17 protein-coding genes and 2 pseudogenes are annotated in these 18,857 nt (G+C 47.1%); 11 read left to right on the forward strand and 8 right to left on the reverse strand.

Features of this window, described 5'->3' with window-relative positions; all coding sequences use genetic code 11:
• Positions 1 to 38: 38 nt before the first annotated feature.
• Positions 39 to 2,312 (forward strand): DUF4062 domain-containing protein, encoded by a 2,274-nt coding sequence (locus BIT28_RS15165; RefSeq protein ID WP_075765161.1) that lies wholly within the window; start codon positions 39 to 41, stop codon positions 2,310 to 2,312.
• Complete coding sequence (locus tag BIT28_RS15170; RefSeq protein WP_075765163.1) at positions 2,296 to 4,047, forward strand: hypothetical protein; 1,752 nt, start codon at positions 2,296 to 2,298, stop codon at positions 4,045 to 4,047. Before BIT28_RS15165 ends, BIT28_RS15170 begins: the two co-directional genes overlap by 17 nt.
• A gap of 69 nt (positions 4,048 to 4,116) precedes the next feature.
• Here the strand turns inward: BIT28_RS15170 and BIT28_RS15175 are convergent, their stop codons facing one another.
• Both BIT28_RS15175 and BIT28_RS15180 read right to left on the reverse strand, forming a co-directional pair.
• Positions 4,117 to 5,001 (reverse strand): hypothetical protein, encoded by an 885-nt coding sequence (locus BIT28_RS15175; RefSeq protein WP_245823704.1) that lies wholly within the window; start codon positions 4,999 to 5,001, stop codon positions 4,117 to 4,119.
• Positions 5,002 to 5,092: 91 nt separating this feature from the next.
• Positions 5,093 to 6,043, reverse strand: a complete 951-nt coding sequence (locus tag BIT28_RS15180; RefSeq protein ID WP_075765165.1) for a LysR family transcriptional regulator — start codon at positions 6,041 to 6,043, stop codon at positions 5,093 to 5,095.
• A gap of 138 nt (positions 6,044 to 6,181) precedes the next feature.
• Here BIT28_RS15180 and BIT28_RS15185 point away from each other — a divergent pair, with 138 nt between their 5' ends.
• Positions 6,182 to 6,994 carry an enoyl-CoA hydratase/isomerase family protein gene (locus BIT28_RS15185; protein ID WP_075765167.1) on the forward strand — a complete coding sequence of 271 codons (813 nt, stop codon included), beginning with the start codon at positions 6,182 to 6,184 and terminating at the stop codon, positions 6,992 to 6,994.
• A 208-nt stretch (positions 6,995 to 7,202) separates the two neighbouring features.
• On the opposite strand, the gene BIT28_RS29590 is transcribed toward BIT28_RS15185, so the two are convergent.
• Positions 7,203 to 7,358: a ribosome modulation factor gene (locus BIT28_RS29590; RefSeq protein WP_175577543.1), complete on the reverse strand. Its 156-nt coding sequence runs from the start codon at positions 7,356 to 7,358 to the stop codon at positions 7,203 to 7,205.
• A 373-nt stretch (positions 7,359 to 7,731) separates the two neighbouring features.
• Here BIT28_RS29590 and BIT28_RS15195 point away from each other — a divergent pair, with 373 nt between their 5' ends.
• Positions 7,732 to 8,958: a M20/M25/M40 family metallo-hydrolase gene (locus tag BIT28_RS15195; protein WP_075765171.1), complete on the forward strand. Its 1,227-nt coding sequence runs from the start codon at positions 7,732 to 7,734 to the stop codon at positions 8,956 to 8,958.
• 128 nt (positions 8,959 to 9,086) lie between these two features.
• Complete coding sequence (locus tag BIT28_RS29595; protein ID WP_175577544.1) at positions 9,087 to 9,239, forward strand: hypothetical protein; 153 nt, start codon at positions 9,087 to 9,089, stop codon at positions 9,237 to 9,239.
• Positions 9,240 to 9,321: 82 nt separating this feature from the next.
• On the opposite strand, the gene BIT28_RS15205 is transcribed toward BIT28_RS29595, so the two are convergent.
• Positions 9,322 to 9,723, reverse strand: a complete 402-nt coding sequence (locus BIT28_RS15205) for an H-NS family histone-like protein (RefSeq protein WP_075765175.1) — start codon at positions 9,721 to 9,723, stop codon at positions 9,322 to 9,324.
• A 141-nt stretch (positions 9,724 to 9,864) separates the two neighbouring features.
• Between BIT28_RS15205 and BIT28_RS15210 the strand changes: the two genes are divergently transcribed.
• Together BIT28_RS15210 and map are read left to right on the forward strand one after the other, a co-directional pair.
• Positions 9,865 to 10,089 (forward strand): ParD-like family protein, encoded by a 225-nt coding sequence (locus BIT28_RS15210; protein WP_075765400.1) that lies wholly within the window; start codon positions 9,865 to 9,867, stop codon positions 10,087 to 10,089.
• On the forward strand, positions 10,082 to 10,870 hold the full coding sequence (gene map / locus BIT28_RS15215; RefSeq protein WP_075765177.1) for a type I methionyl aminopeptidase: 789 nt from the start codon (positions 10,082 to 10,084) through the stop codon (positions 10,868 to 10,870). Before BIT28_RS15210 ends, map begins: the two co-directional genes overlap by 8 nt.
• Before the next feature lie 22 nt (positions 10,871 to 10,892).
• Here map and BIT28_RS29975 read toward each other — a convergent pair.
• Positions 10,893 to 11,074: pseudogene (locus BIT28_RS29975) on the reverse strand (LysR family transcriptional regulator); the annotation flags it as partial.
• On the opposite strand from BIT28_RS29975, the pseudogene BIT28_RS29020 reads away from it, so the two are divergent.
• Positions 11,031 to 11,183, forward strand: a pseudogene (locus tag BIT28_RS29020) (glutathione S-transferase); the annotation flags it as partial. The pseudogenes BIT28_RS29975 and BIT28_RS29020 overlap by 44 nt on opposite strands.
• A gap of 77 nt (positions 11,184 to 11,260) precedes the next feature.
• Here the strand turns inward: BIT28_RS29020 and BIT28_RS15220 are convergent.
• Positions 11,261 to 12,172, reverse strand: coding sequence for a LysR family transcriptional regulator (locus BIT28_RS15220; RefSeq protein WP_075765179.1), 912 nt, complete (start codon positions 12,170 to 12,172; stop codon positions 11,261 to 11,263).
• Between the two features lie 126 nt (positions 12,173 to 12,298).
• Between BIT28_RS15220 and BIT28_RS15225 the strand changes: the two genes are divergently transcribed.
• Positions 12,299 to 13,198, forward strand: a complete 900-nt coding sequence (locus BIT28_RS15225) for an MBL fold metallo-hydrolase (protein WP_075765181.1) — start codon at positions 12,299 to 12,301, stop codon at positions 13,196 to 13,198.
• A gap of 121 nt (positions 13,199 to 13,319) precedes the next feature.
• Here the strand turns inward: BIT28_RS15225 and BIT28_RS15230 are convergent, their stop codons facing one another.
• Both BIT28_RS15230 and torS read right to left on the reverse strand, forming a co-directional pair.
• The gene (locus tag BIT28_RS15230; protein ID WP_075765183.1) at positions 13,320 to 13,958 is read right to left on the reverse strand and encodes an HAD family hydrolase; all 639 of its coding nucleotides are present in this window, start codon (positions 13,956 to 13,958) and stop codon (positions 13,320 to 13,322) included.
• Positions 13,959 to 14,018: 60 nt separating this feature from the next.
• On the reverse strand, positions 14,019 to 16,976 hold the full coding sequence (torS, locus tag BIT28_RS15235; protein WP_075765185.1) for a TMAO reductase system sensor histidine kinase/response regulator TorS: 2,958 nt from the start codon (positions 16,974 to 16,976) through the stop codon (positions 14,019 to 14,021).
• Positions 16,977 to 17,077: 101 nt separating this feature from the next.
• Between torS and torT the strand changes: the two genes are divergently transcribed.
• Both torT and BIT28_RS15245 read left to right on the forward strand, forming a co-directional pair.
• Positions 17,078 to 18,151, forward strand: coding sequence for a TMAO reductase system periplasmic protein TorT (torT, locus tag BIT28_RS15240; protein ID WP_075765402.1), 1,074 nt, complete (start codon positions 17,078 to 17,080; stop codon positions 18,149 to 18,151).
• Positions 18,152 to 18,346: 195 nt separating this feature from the next.
• Entirely contained in the window at positions 18,347 to 18,805 is a 459-nt protein-coding gene (locus BIT28_RS15245) for a methylglyoxal synthase (RefSeq protein WP_075765187.1), read from the forward strand.
• Positions 18,806 to 18,857 lie beyond the last annotated feature (52 nt).

Here is an 18,857-nt window from a genome sequence, read left to right on the forward strand (position 1 = left end):
AAATATCCCTGTTGGCAGGTAAGGGACAAACGCCTTTTATGGATAACATCTTTTTTTCTTTCTCTTTCTCTGAATTCAAGCCACTGGTTGAACACATTTCCAAACGTATGGGAGAGTCGGTAACCCTCCAGCGTTGTGGCCTGAAACCTTTCCATTTGGCTCAACTGGAAGCCTTTAAAGCTGCACCGTTAGAAAACAGCCTGCAACAGGTAAGAAACAGCCGCTATATGATCTGTTTGCTGGGGCAGAATATCGGCAGCGAGGCTGAAAGTGGCAAGACTTATATCGAACTTGAAATTGAAGCCGCGCTGGAAGCCGATGTGGATGTCTTCGCCTTTCTGGTTGGTCCTGAATACGACACGCTCGGTAACATGCCGCCAGCTGTACGCCGAGTATATGAGCGCCTCAGTGACTGTGTCACAATCGGTCAGCTTGCAACAAACGATTCGGAGAGCGTAGCCCGGCAAATCACCAACAAGCTTGAAGACGATGTATGGCAAACGCTTGGTGAGGAAGAAAAACTGACCCTGGCCTCGGATTTGCTCGATGTGTCCGGCTTTCCCCGTCACCGGCTCGACCGCCTGCCAGACAGTATTCGCAAGCAGTTAACCCGCATTTACCGCCCAGGCACGCCTGATAATACCAGCAGTCCATTAGCCGCTGATCTTGCCCAACGTAAGCAATGGGCATATCAGAGCCTAACGTATGGCCATCAGGAGCAGGCACTTAAAAACCTGCAAAAAGCCATTAAAGAGTTCGGTTCAGACTTTTTCAGCTGCTTCTGGCTCAGCCGACTTTATGCTCTTCATGGCACCCGCGAAGAACACTGGCGCAGCAGCCATCAATACGCCGAAACGCTGGAAAAAATGCTGAAGGATGAAGATACCCTGCTCACTTCGCTGCACCTTACCCACCTTGGCAGGGCGTATTGCTTTCAGAAAGACTTTGCCAAAGCAGAAAGCCTGTTGCTTCAGGCGATAGAGTCCTACCCGACATACGAAGCACTTGAGTTTCTGGCCGAAGTCTATTTGATGCAAAGGGAGCAAAACAACAATATAGAATGGCTTCACAAAGCCGTTGATACCATGTCATCGCTATTGCGGTTCAAGCTCTCCCACTATGTGCTGGTTGCTGACCGATTTACTGAAAAATATCCCTATACCTTTACTGAAGTAAACACTGAGGTCTCCCATAAACTCGACAGCTTTTACTTCAACATGCACAAATCGCTATCAGACAACCAGCAATGGGCAAAACAGCGATTGTCACTCTCCGCCCCGCAGCCACCTGCGCTTCTTAAAGATGCAGCACTACTGCAACGCGCCTATGTGGCTTCACAGTATGTATGGCAGAACTATCGACTGCTGCGTCGGGCATCATCGCAGTTAACGACTCGCTATATTAATCTTCAACAACAGCTAGACCAGCTCCGTGAGCAAAAAAAGTTCCAGGATCAAGAGCATCAGCTATTATCAGAAGCCCTGACCGAAGCACGCGACTTTCTGAAGGCACGCCATGAACGGCTGGAAAAAGTCATTACGGCGAAAGAGCAAGAACAAGCAGCACACCGAAAATTGCAGGCTGGTAATATCATGGGTGTCATCATGTTCATTGCTATGGGGGCGGGATTCAACCAATCACCAAACCTAGGTATCCCGCTATTGGTCGGCTTCATTCTAACCTTGTGTATCAGGGCTGTTTTCAGCAAAAAGAAAGCCAAGGCAGTGAAAAGTTCCGAGGAAGAAGTCAACTACGTCAGTGAAATTAATCGCTCCCTGGCGCTTTCGCTATCCAGTTTCAACAACAAGATAGTCCAAATCGAACTGAAAACCCTGCTTCATCCGCTGCTCGAAGAGGTCGAGAAGCTGCGCGAGTCTGATATCACTGAGGCTGAACATCAACTCACTACCCTCTATCAAAATCAGTCAGAACAACTCAACCAAACCGCAGCAACCTGTCAGCAAGAGCTCGCTTTGCTCAGACATCAAACCAGCACCTGGCTCACTAAAGTTAACGAGTTTGAACAATACTCCGTTTCTGCTCACAGTGGGCAATATAACCACCTTATGACACGCAAAGGGCGTATCGACGTTGCACGCAAAGTCGAACTGGGTAGCGGTTCATTGGAATCAGCGCTCTTTACCGCCGAGGAAAGCTCGTTAACCGGCCGGGCGCTACATTTAGATGGCGATCGTCTTAAGGCCTGGTTCGATGACTCAATCGTTGCGCGCAGCCTGATAGCCCTGACGGATAACCACACTCAAGCGCAACCAACCACACAGCAGCAGACAAACCATGAATATGGACAATAATACCGGCAGAATGCCACTGGTTATTGCTGTTACCGGGCATCGTGATATCGATGCCCTGCAAGATAGCCGTGACCACCGTAGCGTCTCGGATGCCTTTACAGCCTGCCTGCAATATTGGCTGGACACCGTCGGCCCGGATACTCCGGTTCACCTGTTATGCGGTATGGCACAGGGAGCCGATCTGTTGGCAATGAAGGCCGCCCTGCAATTGAAATCCGCAGGAGCAAGGATCACCCCGCTTCCCTGTCTTGTCGCTCCCCTATCTCAACTAAAGGAGAGCTACGACAACCAGGAGGACTATGAATACGCGGCAAAAATTTGCGAAAAGTATGATTGTACCATCACAGCACCCAGTCAATCTGTTACAAGTGACATGGATGAGGCATATCCTTATCTCTACCAAGGCGCAGTATTTACCCGCTATGCCAATGTCGTTATCGCCCTGTGGGACAGCAAACCAGCCAAAGGGCATGGTGGCACCGCCGATGTTGTCAAAATGCAGCTTGGCGATATTCCCGATATCCCGGAAATAAAAGCCTTGTTCCCCAAAGGATTCGATGGATCCAATGGTGGGGTTGTACAACATATTCCGGTCACGCGTTGCAGGCCTGCAAGCGATGAGGCCGATATCAGCTATCTGACCACGCCTTTAAAAGGATCACCCTACTCCGTTTATCTGTCTTGCAGCCACCATCAAAGCATACAGGACTTTCTGTCTCACGAGTTCACCACGCTGCTTGAACAAATACGCCTGTTTAACCGCAAGTACAAGGGGAACGATACACAAAAGGCCGAACAAGACAGCGCACAGCCAGGCTTAACGCCAGCGTTAAACCGGTTATTCCACTATGCCGATACCAAGGCGGTGAAAAGGCGGGATAAATACCAGAAATCTGTACTGACGTTTTTCTTCTGTGCATTTTTCGCCCTATTGGCACTGGAATTTGTTGAATGGGGTGTGAGCTCAGCCTCGGGGTATATGGTGACAGGCGGTGTCTTGTTTGCCCTTGTTGCCTGCATAGGCCTTTACTGGACATCCAGGCTCAGAGGCTGGAAGCGCGACTATCAGCTATATCGCGGCGTTGCCGAAGCCATTAGATTGAGAGGGTATCTGAACCTTGCCGATATTGCGCCCTGCGAAAGTTCATTGCTGCCAAGACAGATGCGCAATAACCTGCCACTGTTCCAGCAGGCTGTGTACTTAACCGAGCTGGCCTGGTGGCAGGACAAGAGCATCATTGATCCTGACAAGATCAAACACGCCTGGATGGAGAGTCAGATCTCATACCTCAAAGCGCGGCTTACCGCGACACCCGGTAAAGGTTTTCGGGAGATAAAAAAGATTCATAGCAACCTGCTAAAAATGCCAGGCCATTATCACCGAACCCTGGGCAAACTATCTAAATTGCTGATGACGAGTTTTGTGGTATTGCTGGCTTCATTGTTCACCTTGCAGCTCACCGGTACAGCCGATTACTACACCTGGCTCTACCTGGGCATCAAGGTAATGCTATTTGCCAGTGGTATTCTGGCCCTGTGGATCAACCTCGCAGGCTACGAGCACTTGTGTGTGAGTTACTCCCGGCTCATTGCCTTATACCAGCGCGCAGCTACTGAACTGGAGAACACCTCTGATTATCACTACACCCTGCAGGAGCTGGCAAAAGAGGCCTTCAGCGAGCACTGTGAGTGGGTCTACTACAACGCCAAGTCGGAATATAACAGTGGGCATTAAGAACGGTTGACTTACAATTCACCTCAACTAGGCGATACCTGAATGAAATCAGGTATCGCCTAGCCAGCCTTATTTTGGCTCTTCAAACTTGTATTCCTGACCTTTAACCAACACATATGGCGCGCGGTTGTACGTCGCCGTTTTATATTGGACAGCCCAATCAGGGAAAGCATTATTTAAAGGCAAATTAAAACTGGCTTGGATCGCTTTTTCATTCGATGTGATCTGATTTAAGTTGAACGTTGCGAGATCAGAAAAGTTCGCCACATCATAAATCGCAATCGATGGTGTATTCGTAGAGGCACTACTCCACACCCAAGCCTTATAACCACCGAGTAATTCAGGAGCATAGGCAACAACAGGTTCCTTCACCCGAATGCGATAGCGGCAGTTAGTATCAAGCTTTGTGCATGTTGGATGGGAAAACGGCTGGCCGACACCGTATTCATACTCAGAGTCGACATCTTCAAGCTCTAACCCCATATCCTTCATTAAATAAATGAAGTGATTGAAGACATACTTTCTCGCCTCTTCTGGGCTTGCGGCCAACTCGTAAGGCAGGTAGAAGGCTACGCTATCGTAGTCTCTGGCAGTTTTCTTTTTTGTTGAACCTGCGCCAAGAATAAAATGGTCCTGAGCCGTGTCCGTTGCAAGATCATGTGACAAAGAAGTAGGCAAACCAAGCGTTTTGGCGAAGGCGAAAGAGACAACATATCCTGTTAGGCTGCTATTTAAGCCAGCCTCTATCATCGCTTCTTCACGCTGTTTCAAGAGCCTTTCTGCTTCTCCTTTGGGTAAATCATAAACATTTTTTAACCCGAGAGCATTGGCGTAATGCAGAGCAACTGAGTGCTCGGGATTATAGCTATACGGGTGCTGAGGGAGTGGTGTTGGCTTGACGGCGCAACCTGAAAGAGAGCCAACCAATAGACTTAGAACGAGCTTTTTTTTCATTTTATTATGAACATCTGTTTTGTAAGAAGCTGAATTCTATACAGCACCTCACATAAAACAACAAATATCATATAAAACAGTGATATAAAACCTACCCAACACGGCCATACAGCTTTTGAAAATTAGGGATATGCTTTTCCCATATCGGAACATCATCACCGACGATGGTTTTGAGAGTATCAATGAACAGCTTAGTTTTGATGGGGGCATCTCTGTGCGGATACACAGCATAAAAGGTACCGAAGTCATCTAAATGCAACTGCGTCATTATCGGGACAAGTTTGCCCTCAAGGATTTCATTATCAATCATCTGGGCGGTAACCACCGCGAGCGTGTTCCCCGCTACCGCACTTTTCGTGACCATTTCGACATCATTCACTTTATAGGCCACCTTCAGTTGAAAGTGCTTGCTCTCGCTGTTGTCATCCAGATACCTGAATTTGTCGATCAAGAGCCCCGGCGCGGCGTAAGCTGTCGCCGGTAAAGACTCCAACTGTTCAACCGTGTTGATCTCTCCATGCTTTTTGATAAATGCCGGAGATGCCACAATCAATAACCTGTTTCGCGCTATTTTTCTAATAATCAGACTGGAGTTTTTCGGCTTGCCAATACGAAAGCCAATATCAAACCCTTCCCTGACCATGTCCACAACCCGATCTTCTAAACGCAGTTCAATATCGACATCCGGATATTGTTGCTGAAATACCTCTACTGCTTGCTGAACATACTGGCGACCAAACAAGGTCGAGCTGGTGATGCGCAATACGCCCTTGGGCTCGGCATGGTAATTCTGTGCCAGCCGATGTGTCTCATTTAGCAAAGTCCGCAATGACTTAGCCTGATTCACCATTTCGTTCCCGGCGGCAGTTAAAGATAACGAGCGCGTCGTTCGGTTTAGCAAACGAACGCCAAGCTCATCCTCTAATCGGCTGATATGTTTAGAGATGACCGATCGATCAACATTTCTTTGCTCAGACACTTTGGTAAATGAACCGAGTTCTATCACTTCGAGTAGCAGCAATAATCGACTAGAAAAATCCATATGCTTTCTTTTTGTTGCATTATCAGCACCAATTATATGACATTTAGCGCATTTTTCATCACCTATAATACTCCTATAGTAACCACACATTGAGGGCCTGAACTAACAGAGCCTATTTACTCAAGTGAGGAAGATTCCATGAACACACTATCGATTACCCACAACAACGGCATCGCAACAGTCGCTATCAATAATCCGCCAGTGAATGTTCTGACGATTGAACTGATAAACGAAATCAACGAGTTCGTGCTATCGCTAAAAGATGATCGCGATACAAAAGTGGTGGTATTCAAGTCACTCCACGAAAAGTTCTTCCTGGCTCACTTAGATTTGCATGTGATCAACGGTACTCAAGGTGGCCAGGCAGCATCTATCGAATTCAATCACATGATTGCCAACATTAAAGCAATGAAGCAGGTCTCTGTGGCTGTGGTAGACGGTGTAGCGCGAGGGGGCGGTAATGAGTTCGTGATGGCGTGTGACTTGGCTTACGGCACAGAAACTGCCGCCTTTGCCCAGCCTGAAATTCACGTCAACATCCCGACTGGCGGCCAGGGTGCGGTTCATTTTGCAAGAAGAATGGGCAAAAACAAGGCACTGCAAGCGTTGCTTCTTGGTAATGACTTTACCGCCCAACAGGCAGAAGCATTGAACATTATTACCCAGTATGTACCCAAAGCTGAAATGGATGCCTTCCTGGCTCAAACACTTGGGGTGATTAGCCTGCTAGAAGTTCGAGATATCGTGATGTACAAGGCAATCATCGAGGCATCTATTAAAGATGAAAATGCAGGTGCTGAATTGGAATTGCGTTACTTCCTGGAACGCGCAAAGGAAGAAAAAACTCAAGCCATTATCGAGGCATTTCTTGAACATGGCGGACAAACGGAGCGTGAAGCAAATGATATTCAAGGGATCTTTGTCGACACCGCCGCCGAGCTTGCCAAGTAAATCTTAGCCTTAAATCATCAACAGCAGGCGAAACGAAACATAGTCGTAAGCATTAGGAACGAAGTGCTTAGGCGCTCCCCCCCAATATACTGAGACTGGGGGAGCGCCATGACAAGTATCCTATTTAGTATCCGGCTCTAAGTTGTATTAGTACCGACTAGTTAAGTATTCCCTATCGCTTCATCACGATTTCACGTTACCTGCTGCTCTAACCACTGACCTCGTGGTAAGAATCGTTTGCTGCGTCAAGATAACCCTTTATCCAATTGATAATGTATTCTTTTTCATCATATGGGCAATGCTCTATTGTTTCTTGTGATAAATACGCTCTATATCCTTGGTTCCAAAGTTTATCAATGTTCATAACTAATCCTCCGTGATAAATTCCGATAAGACAATGCAAGTCACGTTCCAGTTTTATACCTCTGTTTTTAAACAGGAATTGGAGCGTCGTTTGCGGATTGCGTTGAATATTAAGAGCGAGTAGCAGGAATGTCTCAGAAATAAACTTCAAATAAGAAAGGGGCATAACATGCCAATATAGACGACAAAGGCAATATTTTTACACGCCATTTTGATGAAGCAGATCACAAATTGATGACTCTTACTCTCATTTGAGTATAACAAGCTTTAGGTTAACGGCTTTCTTCTATGGTAAATTTCCATATCAAAATACTGGCATATGGAAAATTGGCAGTAAGATTGCTTTGCACCTAAATAGATTAAAGGGCTAAATAATGAGTTTAGAGAACAACACGGAACAAAAACACGCTTGGCGTACCACTATGCCACACGACCAGTTTGCGTTTATGAAGAAGGTACTGGCCTCACCTTCGCCAATTGGTTTTGAAGCCGCAATGAGCTATGGCGTTATTAAACCTGAATTTGAATCTTTTATGCCAGCCGGCTGGGGAATTCATCAGTTTAAAGGGAATGCAGGTTTAGTTTTTGATTCACATCCTGGTCGTGATGACTTGGTAAGCGTGATGATTGTTGGCCACGCTGACAAAATCCGCATGCAGGTACGCAAAATTGATGATGATGGCAAAGTATGGATCAACACCGACTCTTTCTTGCCTACAACTCTGATTGGTCATGAAGTCAAAGTATTTTGCCAGCACCCGGATGAAGCGGGTAAGTTCAAAGTGATTGAAGGGTGTACGGTTGAAGCTCTGGGAGCGATTCACTTCTCCACTCCTGCTCAGCGCACAGGTGAACAAGGTATTAAGCCAGAATCGATTTATCTGGAGCTACACACTCACGGCAAAGATCGTAAAGCACAAGTTGAAGCTTTAGGGCTACGCCCGGGTGACCCGATTCTTTTAGACCGCCCAATTAAGCATGGTGTATCTCAGGATACTTTTTATGGTGCTTACTTAGATAATGGTCTGGGTTGTTTCTCTGTAACAGAGATTGCGCGTTTAGTGGCAGATGAAGGTCTTGATAATGTTCGTGTCCTTTATACCATTGCAACCCATGAAGAGATTGGTCGGTTTGGATCTACACAGTTAGTGGGTGAGCTTAAGCCAGACGTATTAATTGCTACTGATGTAAATCATGACTACGAAGCAGCACCGGGAATTGGTAACCGTAAAATGAACCCACTTAAGATGGGTGATGGCTTTACCATTGGCCGTGGCTCTGTCATTTCAGAGTTTTTAGTTCAGTCTCTAGAAAATGTCTGCCGTGAGCAAGATATTCCTTACCAGTTAGACTTCTCTGGTCGTGATATGGGTACCGATGGTATGGCAGCTGCGTTAGCCGGCGTTGATAGCGCGGCAATCACCATTGGTTACCCAATTCGTAACATGCATACATCGTCAGAATCTGCCCACACGGGTGATCTACTGGCTTCTATCCATGCTCTTGCCGGGCTATTACGCCAGTTTAATGCAATGAATGATGGTAGAGGCATTACGCATGATGATCTGAAAAATAGCCACATCCGCCTAGACCACATCTAACCAATTGTTTATTAAAAACTATTCAGAGGCGCATAGAAGCGCCTCTTGTTGTTCTTATGTATACCCGTGAGCGTAATCCAAACGACGCCAGATCGAAGTTGGTATGCCCAACCGACAAAGCGCTATCATTGAAACCTCAGCTACTGAAGATTATTGCTAACTGGAATGACACTCTTACTCAGGGGATCACAGAAGAAGAGATCGAACTGGTTAAACGGATCAATCCACCATATCCATATATTCGAAGATATTTGCGTGAAGCTACAACCAAACGTGAATAAGAATTAAATGGAATCCCAACGGAATGCTGATAAGCTTCCAATAAGTTAAAAAACAGCCCCGATAAACGGGGCTTCACAACGATTAAATCAGAAAATCTTCCAGAGATTTTCCTTCATTATCGATAGCGTGTTTCACTGGGGCAGGCATTCGACCTTGACCAGTCCAGGTACGCTCTTCACCATCAATTGTGTATTTATACTTGGCTGGACGAGGCGCACGCTTAGATTTTTTAGGCGTATCAGCTAGCGTTGCCAGCAACTCTTCTGGGTCGATACCGTCAGCAATCAGCATTTCACGGTATGCGTTTAATTTGTGTTCTTTTTCTTTCTCGGCCTGACGAGATTCCGCTTCCGCTTCTTCACGCTCAGCAACCACTGTCTGTAGTTTTTCCAGCGCTTCTTGAAGTTGTTCTAGAGTAAATTCTTCTCGTGCAGCAGCGCGCAGAGAGCGCAAGTTCAATAGTGTTTTAAATACGTCGCTCATAATTCTGATTTTAATAGAAATTTGAGCGGCTACTTTATATCAATTTAAACAGTTGGACGAGGGTTACTTAACTCATGGTGCTTGACTCCACAACATCAGGAGATACAATCCGAATATGTTTTATATATGAACTATATATCAATGGGTATTGTGAAAATTTCTGAAGAACTTCATGAAGAGATAAGAAAAGCAAGTTCTGTTATGTCTCGTTCTATCAATTCACAAGCAGAGTTCTGGATAAAAATTGGCATGCTCGCTGAGCTGCACCCACAACTATCGTTCAACCAGATAGTCTCAGAGCTGATGAAATCAGCCGATGTCTCAGTGGCAAAAGCAGCGAGTGAGAAAGGAAGCACCAATGAATAATAGTGTGAAGATAAAATCGGCTACCGAAGTTGTTTTAATGCGCAACGCTGGCAAGTTGCTCGCGCAGACCTTTCATATGTTGGATTCATATGTAAAACCAGGCATCTCAACCATGGACATTAACGACAAGGTAGAGAACTTTATTATTAATGAGTTGAATGCTCGCCCCGCAAGCAAAGGCCAATACGGCTATCAGTATGTATTGAACTCATCAATTAATGAAGTCGTCTGCCATGGTGTCCCCAACACAACCCAGTTACTGAAAAGCACAGATATCATTAACCTGGACATTACTCTGGAAAAAGACGGTTTTATTGCCGACTCCAGCAAAATGTATGTAATGCCAGAAGCTACACCTTTGGCTAGAAAGCTAGTTAAAGTTACGTACGACGCAATGTGGGCCGGCATTGAAAAGGTTAAGCCTGGAGCCAGGCTTGGCGATATTGGCCATGCTATTCAGCAATATGCTGAGAGCTACGGCTACAGTATTGTAAGAGAGTACTGCGGCCATGGTATTGGCCGAGAAATGCACGAAGATCCACAGGTACTACATTACGGTCTGCCAAACCAAGGACTCAAGCTCAAAGAGGGCATGGTTTTCACGATAGAACCGATGGTGAACCAAGGTGCAGCCAAAGTTAAAACGAAAAAAGACGGTTGGACTGTCATCACGCGAGACAAGAAGCTGTCAGCTCAATCAGAGCATACTATTTTGGTGACAAGTTCCGGTTATGAGGTCCTCACTCTTCGAGATGACGAAACACTGCCTCTCAAGAATTAGCAGCGAACCATGCCATAACGCGTTAGCCCATCAACTGCCCAAGGCACTCTTCACCCATCAACGGATGTGGCCGGGCGCCTAGCACCAGCACAATATCCACCGAAGGGAGGGCTGGCATGTTATCGAGAATTTTAGATCGTCGATGACACTAATTATTCCCATCACGCCAACGGCCAAAGTCCCAACCCTGGTTGATGATGATGTCACCGTATGGGATTCACGCGCTATTTCGGCTGAGATGCATTCCGGCTTCTTTGATGTCCGCAATGAGCTACCGATGAACTGCCACGCCAAAAGGAAGATCGCCCTCAGCGTGTTTAGAAACCGATATTGTCGACGAAGACGAAGCGGAAATACCCGTTTAAAACTGCTCAGTTCACAATGGGGCTCTTAGGGTAGGGCCCAACTGGCGCTTGCACAATGCTTCTCTAAAAAATCCAGAAAAATTCTGACCTTAGGCGGCAGGTGTTCGCGATGAGGATAAAGTGCATATATCCCCCGCGGTTCCAATTCATAATCTTCCAACAGCGGTATGAGCTTGCCGGTGCGAAGCTGTTCATACACTGTTATTTTTGCCATCGCCGTTATCCCCAACCCCTGAATAGCAGCATCAATGACAGCATCTACCGAGTTGATTTTCAGCATGCCACCACTCACCTGATGATCAACACACTTCTGAGTCGCCTTATGACGGAAAGTACCGACTATAGGCGCAGACAGAATGGATAAGGTTATCCAGTGATGCTTTATTAGATCGACTGGAGCCTGTGGCGTACCATGCCTGGCCAGGTATTCTGGTGAAGCAAACACCACAATTGGGGTATCGCATAGCTTTTTGGCAACCAAAGATGAGTCCTGCAATTGTCCTATACGAACCGTCAGATCAATACCCTCCTCTACCATATTGACCACCTGATCATTGAGCTGCAAATCTATCTTCAACAGAGGATATAGTGTCCGCAATTCCTTTATAATCGGGATCAAAATCGCGCTGCCAAACGAAACTGGGCTAGACACCCGCAGAGTACCCGTCGGTTGGTTTTGATATTGTCTCAACTCGCTAAGAGCTATCTCAGCACGATTCACAATCTGCTCACAGTGGCGGTAGTAAATCTCACCGGCCTCAGTGAGACTAAGCTTTCGGGTGGAACGATTAAATAAACGCACCCCGACTTCTTGTTCCAACAGATTGATTTGCTTGCTTACCGCAGACTTAGCAACTCCCAACCTACGTGCAGCTTCAGAGAAGCTCTGTGCCTGTACCACCTTGGTAAAAACACCCACCCGTTTTAGTTCATCCATTTAATCGCTTGCTCAGTACGTTCACTTTTAGTGAACACTGTAGTTCAAAACACCCATCTAGTAAATATAAAGAGAACTGTCAAACTATTCATAGCTGAATGATTAGACAAAAACGAGGAGTGATAAATGTTAAGAAGAAAAAATATTTTAATGCTTATGGCCGCTATTCTCTCATCTCTATTATTGATGAAAGAAGCGATCGCTCAGGAGCAAGTATGGGAGGCCGCTGATGGCGTATACAAATACGGCCCCGGGCATGGATTCAACTCCATGTTTGTGGTCACCAATGAAGGTGTGGTTGTTTTTGACTCTGCGAACACGCAACATTCAAAAGGAATGTTAAATGCCATTAGAGAGATCACCGACCAACCTATTCGCTATGTTATACAAAGCCACAACCATTGGGATCATGCCGGTGGAGGTCAGGTTTTTCGCGACCAGGGCGCATCTATCCTGGCTCACGTAGAAGCTTATGAATGGATGAAAGCCAACCCCCACCCCGATCTTGCGCTGGCAGATGAAGTATGGGCAGGTAAACAAAAAAACATTGTTTTAGGAGGAAAAACGATAGAGCTGCATTACGTAGGAATGAGCCATGGGCTAGGCATGACAGTTTCAGTACTACCTCAGGAAAAAGTGGCCTATATTGCCGATATCGTCACGCCAAATCGTGTAATGTTCACTGTCGTACCAGACTTTAACATTAACGAGTGGAAAAAAGTGCTGGCAAATGTGGAGCAAATGGATTTCGACACGGCCATTTTCTCGCACTCTCACGCCAAAGAACCACTAGGTACAATGAAAGATGTAACACTAGAGCGTGAATATATTGAAGACTTGCAGGCTGCGATTATGGCTGAGTTCAAAAAAGGCACCCCTTTCGAGGCCGTTCCAGGCAAGATCAAACTCGATAAATATAAAGACTGGGCAGGGTATGATGAGTGGCTATCTATGAATGTATATCGCGTGATGCTGGATATGTGGATGGGACCGTACCCTTGGCGTCCTGAGCAGGCATATGAATAGAGATACCCAGCTTTAAACAAAATACTTAGTAAAGTATTCACGCTTTCTCAAACCAGAGTAAATTCATAGAAATGTCGCTGATAACTTAGGCTATCAGCGACATTAATAATAATTAACGCCATCAACCAAGCAATTCAAGCAGCTGCTCCGGGCGGTCAAAAAGATGCGTTGGTGAGGCTTGCTCAAGTTCATCCCTTGAACCATAGCCCCACAGCACGCCAGCCGAGTCCAACTTATTATGCTGTGCAGCGGTCAGATCAACGGCTCTGTCACCAATCATTACAGCATTTTGGCTAATCGTACCGGCCTGGCGAATCGCCTCAAGCTGCTGCCATTTTTCAATGCCAATATCACCACCGCTTACAAACTCAAATACATCAAGCAAACCGAACATAGCCAGGATTTTCTCTGCAAAGTCAGCCCGCTTTGACGTACAGACACCTAGCCGGCAGCCTTCTTTTTCCTTCAATGACAGCAGTACCTGCTTCATATCCGGATACAGATGGTTTTCTGAGTAACCTACTTCGGCATATCGCTCACGATACTTGGCAACTATCATTTCAATGAACAGCGGATCATGGTTACCTGTCAACTGAACAAAAGTTTGATCCAGCGGCGGACCAATATAAGCCGCTATATCGGCTTCGCTTTGTGGAACAAAGCCATAATGTTCAAGGGCGAAATTAAACGACCTGACAATACCTAGCTTTGGATCGCTTATCGTGCCATCCAAATCAAAAATCAACCATTCATAGCTCATGAGACCTCCTTGTTCACTTTCATATTCCTTTACATGTCAGTAGCCTACAAGCAGGGTCTGCTAGGAAGAAAAGGCAGCAAAAAGAGCCTGCTTAGACTCGTCAAAAACTACTGACAATTCTGAGGCATCCAGCTGACTAATATCCCCTTCTTTAGCCGACTTCTCAAACGCCAGGCACACTTTGTGAAGCCTTGTCAGTCCCATCGTTCCTGCCGCCCCTTTCAGGGTATGGGCAAGGCTTGAGACTTGCTGCAAATTACCGTTATCAATTTCAACCAGCAGCTTATCGAGGGTCTCTGATGAAGAGTCGACGAATAAGCTAATCAACTTATTCACCTGCGCTTCACCCAACACCTTCAAATCGCTGCCTAATACGTTTTCATCCAGTAAAGGCCATACTTGTTCGTTGTCCACTTCGTACTGCTCCTGGTTTTGTTCTTTCTCGTGATTCGGCCTGTCTTCTTGCACGGTCCGGCTTACCTTGTCTTCTACCACTACTCGCTTATCACCCGACAAAATACTGCCCAGTGTCTCCACCAGCTGTTTCTCGACCAAGGGCTTTGGCAAGAAACCGGCAAAGCCGGAAGCCAGGTAAATTTCGACTTCTTCGCGGAATACATGGGCAGAGAAAGCCACCATTGGCGTTGGCTCAAACCAAGCCTCCTTGTGCCGTGCCTCCTCGATCCGTCGCAGCTTATGCAGCAAGGTCACCCCATCGGTATCAGGCAGATTGATATCAAGCAAAGCGATATCAAACTTCTGCTCGGCGTAAACCTGCTCGGCCTGTTTGCCATCTTCGGCAATCACAACGGTATGGCCAAGTCGGTGCAAGAAACCTTCGGCAACCAGACTGTTTACCGGGTTGTCCTCCACCAGCAATATGTGTGCAGAAGACAAAGCCTGTGCCTGACTATCAACAACATGGGAGCGCTGCCCCGGCTGTAGCTTGAGGGTAAACCAGAAACAGCTCCCCTTGTTTGGGGTCGAGCGAACACCAATCTGACCGCCCATCGCCTCGATAATCCGCCTGCTGATGGCAAGTCCCAGTCCGGTGCCACCCATCGTTTGGCGCCCTTCAAGAGACTGCTGGAAGGCATCAAACATACTTTTCTGTTCACCCTCAGCAATACCGATGCCGGTATCTTCAACTTCAAAGAGCAACTCGTCGACAAAGGTCGGATCCTGGCTCACCTGTATCCGCACCTGTCCTTCATCGGTAAACTTAATCGCATTGCTAACAAGGTTAACCAACACCTGCCTCACCCGGGTTGCATCACTCACCCAATAATCATTGGTACCGGGTTCGATGTGGCTAACTAGCTTAATGCGCTTGGCCAAGGCACGACTTTCGAGCATATCGTAGACATCTGACACTAACTCAGACAGAGAAAAGTCGTTAAGGCGAATATCGAGGTGCCCGGCTTCAATTTTCGAATAGTCGAGAACATCATTAAGAATATCCAGCAGAGATTCACCACTACGGTTAATCACGTCGAGATATCTCGACTGTTTAGCCGTCAGCCCCGTATCGGCCAATAACGATGCCGTACCCAGTACGCCATTCATCGGGGTGCGGATCTCATGGCTCATCGTCGCAAGAAAGGCAGATTTCGCCCGGTTGGCCTTTTCAGCTTCAGCACGTGCCTTGGCGTGGTTCTCTACTTCCAGATTAAGTTTGCAGTTGGCTTTTTCCAGCTCACTGGTTCTTTGGGCAACTAAGCGCTCTAGGCTGGTTTTGTGTTGTTGTAACTCAGAACGAATTTTTGATTCGACCTGTGCCAGACGATGGCGCTCATAGGCGGTATCTCGCGCCACCATAATGGCCCGCCCCATCTGTGCTAATTCATCTTCTCCCTGAACAGACAGACGAATTTCCAAATCACCGCGAGCCAATGACATTAGCGCATGACTATAGTCGTTGATCCGGCTAATAACACGGGCATAAACATAGCGCCACATGATCAGTACCAGGACCAGCAAGCCAACCACGGAAATACCGATCAGGCTATTTCTCGCCACCGTCAGCGTCTCGTCAACTTTGGTTACGGCCTGCTGGGTGCCTTCATTCGCTGCGGTGATAATATCGCCAACCGTCTGGTTAAGCTGCTGGAACAGCACCAGATTTTGCTGCTCCATCCGCTCAACATCTTTCTTCGCATACAGAAGCTGTTCCTGCGTGCCGAATAACATCCCGCCATGGTTCAACGTCTGCGTTAATTCCAACAACTGCACCGAACGGCTCGGATCTTCTACCGATTTAACCCGATGATGCATCACCGAAACAGCATTGTTATAGCGCTCCTTAATCGCCAGCAGTGATGTAATGCTGTCGACCCGGTTAGAATCATCAAGCATGTTGATCACCTGCAAGGAAAGAAACCGCAGTTCAAACAGACGCTCGGTAAGATCCATATCCACCTCGACCAAACTATCCAGTGCCTTAAACACCGCAGGGGTATCACCGGCATCAACAAGATCGTATATACGGGAAACATTCGCCACCGCAATCGTATTGGCATTGGAAACCTGAGACTGAGACAGGGAGTCTATCTGCAAGGTGGCGTTGGCCATTTCTTCGGTCAGTGTATTGACCTGAGCCTGCAAATCGATTTTTCGTCCGACAAGCAGCCCAAGCATGGCGAGGTTGTCGACAATGCGCTTCACGTCATCCTCAAGCTGGCCCACCAGGGTAGATTCAAAAGAGTACTGCTCCAGCTCGCGCAAGCTATGCTTCAGCCCTTCGATATGAATCGTCAGTGCTTTACCCTGACGTTCTCGCTCCTGCTCAGTGGTCGACTTGGCCAGCACCTGTGCGGTGAAAATAATCCGGGTACTGAGGTCGGAAAGCTCGCGTGCCTCGGCTAGCGCAGGTACCGCGGAGTTAATTACCGTTCGTTCAGTTTTGGCGACCAAAGAGAAGCCAGCCACACCGATAACCGCGGCAATAATCATCAGCCCGGCCATCGACGAGAAGGCAATCAGCAATTTTCGACCGATGCCGCTAGGAGTGAATGTCATACAGAAGAACCACAACAGGAAAAATTAGGTTTAACCACACAAAATAAAGCATTACTATTTTGCCAGCGATACAGGTATAGATGCTATTAATCATGAATAAAATGCGAATTTTTTCTTTCTTATTACTCTTTTTTTCTTTTCAACCGGCCTACGGGGTAGAGATTATTACCCACAAGCCCCCTTTTGCCGGCGATAAACAGTCACGCACCATCACTTATCAACCGTTAACAACGGCATCTAAACCCTGGAAAATTTGCAGCGTGTACCCACACCTAAAGGATTCCTACTGGCTCTCGGTCAACTACGGCATGGTTGAACATGCCAAAAAGCTCGGTGTTGAACTGAAAGTGCTGGAAGCTGGCGGCTACCCGCACCTGGAAAAGCAACAGACCCAGATCAAAGACTGCCACCAATGGGGAGCCGATGCGATTATTCTTGGTACTGTCGACAGCACCGCCTACCAGGGAATACTGTCTCAACTCACCGGTGAAATTCCGGTCTTTGCCACAATCAACGATATTGATGTCACCGATCCCGATATCCGCAAAAACATCACGGCCAAAGTCGGGGTAGACTGGTACGAAATGGGCCAGGCTGCAGGCGAATTCCTTGCCAAGCGCCATCCTCGCGGCAGCGGTGTTGTTAATATTGCCTGGTTACCGGGACCTTCCCAGCGCGGCGGCACCAAGCCGGTTACCCAAGGTTTTCTGGATGCCGTAAAAGACAGTGATATCAATATCATCAAAACTATGTGGGCAGATAACAGCAAAGAGCTGCAACGCAACCTGATCCAAAAGCTCTTTGCCAGTGGCCAGCACCTTGACTATATCGTTGGCGGTGCGGTTGCAGCAGAAGTAGCAATCAGTGAATTGCGCTCCAACCACAAGTCAGACGATATCAGCATCGTTTCGACCTACCTCAGTCACGGTGTGTATCGAGGTCTGCGTCGCGGCAAAATTTTATTCGCCCCGACCGATAAAATGGCTCAACAGGCTATGTTGTCTCTCGATCAGGCCGTTCGCCACCTTGAAGACAAGCCCATCGAACGCGATCTGTCACCCAAAATTGAATGGCTGACTCCGACACACCTGCCAAAAGATGTCATCGCTGATTCCCTGTCACCAGCAGAGTTTCGGCCAGCCTTTAGTGTCTACAACCACAAGGTTCGGCGATAAGCAGGCTAAGCTCTCGCATCACTATGATTTATTGGCATATTATCGTTGTAAGATAGCTCAGGCTATACCCATTAGGCGATTAATGTTACCCACCTTTGATTTCAACTCTTTGGGTTGTACTTCTTTGGTTCGCTTTGATATTAATGTTTATAGTTTTTTCTATTGATAATATTCACCATCTTAGTGGAGTCCTGAATGCAAGTAACGACCCGCACAATGCAAGCCAGCAAGCACATTGCCCTTGTGGCACATGACAACTGTAAAACGCACCTTTTGCGTTGGGTATCAGAGCATAAGGACAAGTTGCGCGCTCATACATTGTACGCAACAGGAACAACCGGCCACATGCTATCTCGCGAGACTGGCCTTGAAGTAAATTGCTTGCTGAGCGGCCCGATGGGTGGTGATCAGCAACTTGGCGCCCTTATCTCTGAAGGAAAAATCGATATGATGATTTTCTTCTGGGATCCACTCAATGCGGTTCCGCATGACCCGGATGTGAAGGCACTTCTGCGTATTTCTGCGGTCTGGAATATCCCGGTTGCAACAAACCGTGCCAGCGCTAACTTCATGATTTCTTCGCCTAAACTTGAGGAAGAAGTGGATATCGAAATCCCGGATTACAACGCCTACCTTTCAGAGCGCCTGGACTGATATACCACTCTCAATATCATCGACAATACATATCGAAGCCTTCTCTCTGAGA

This window comes from Photobacterium proteolyticum, from assembly GCF_001939735.1.
Lineage (GTDB): Bacteria > Pseudomonadota > Gammaproteobacteria > Enterobacterales > Vibrionaceae > Photobacterium > Photobacterium proteolyticum.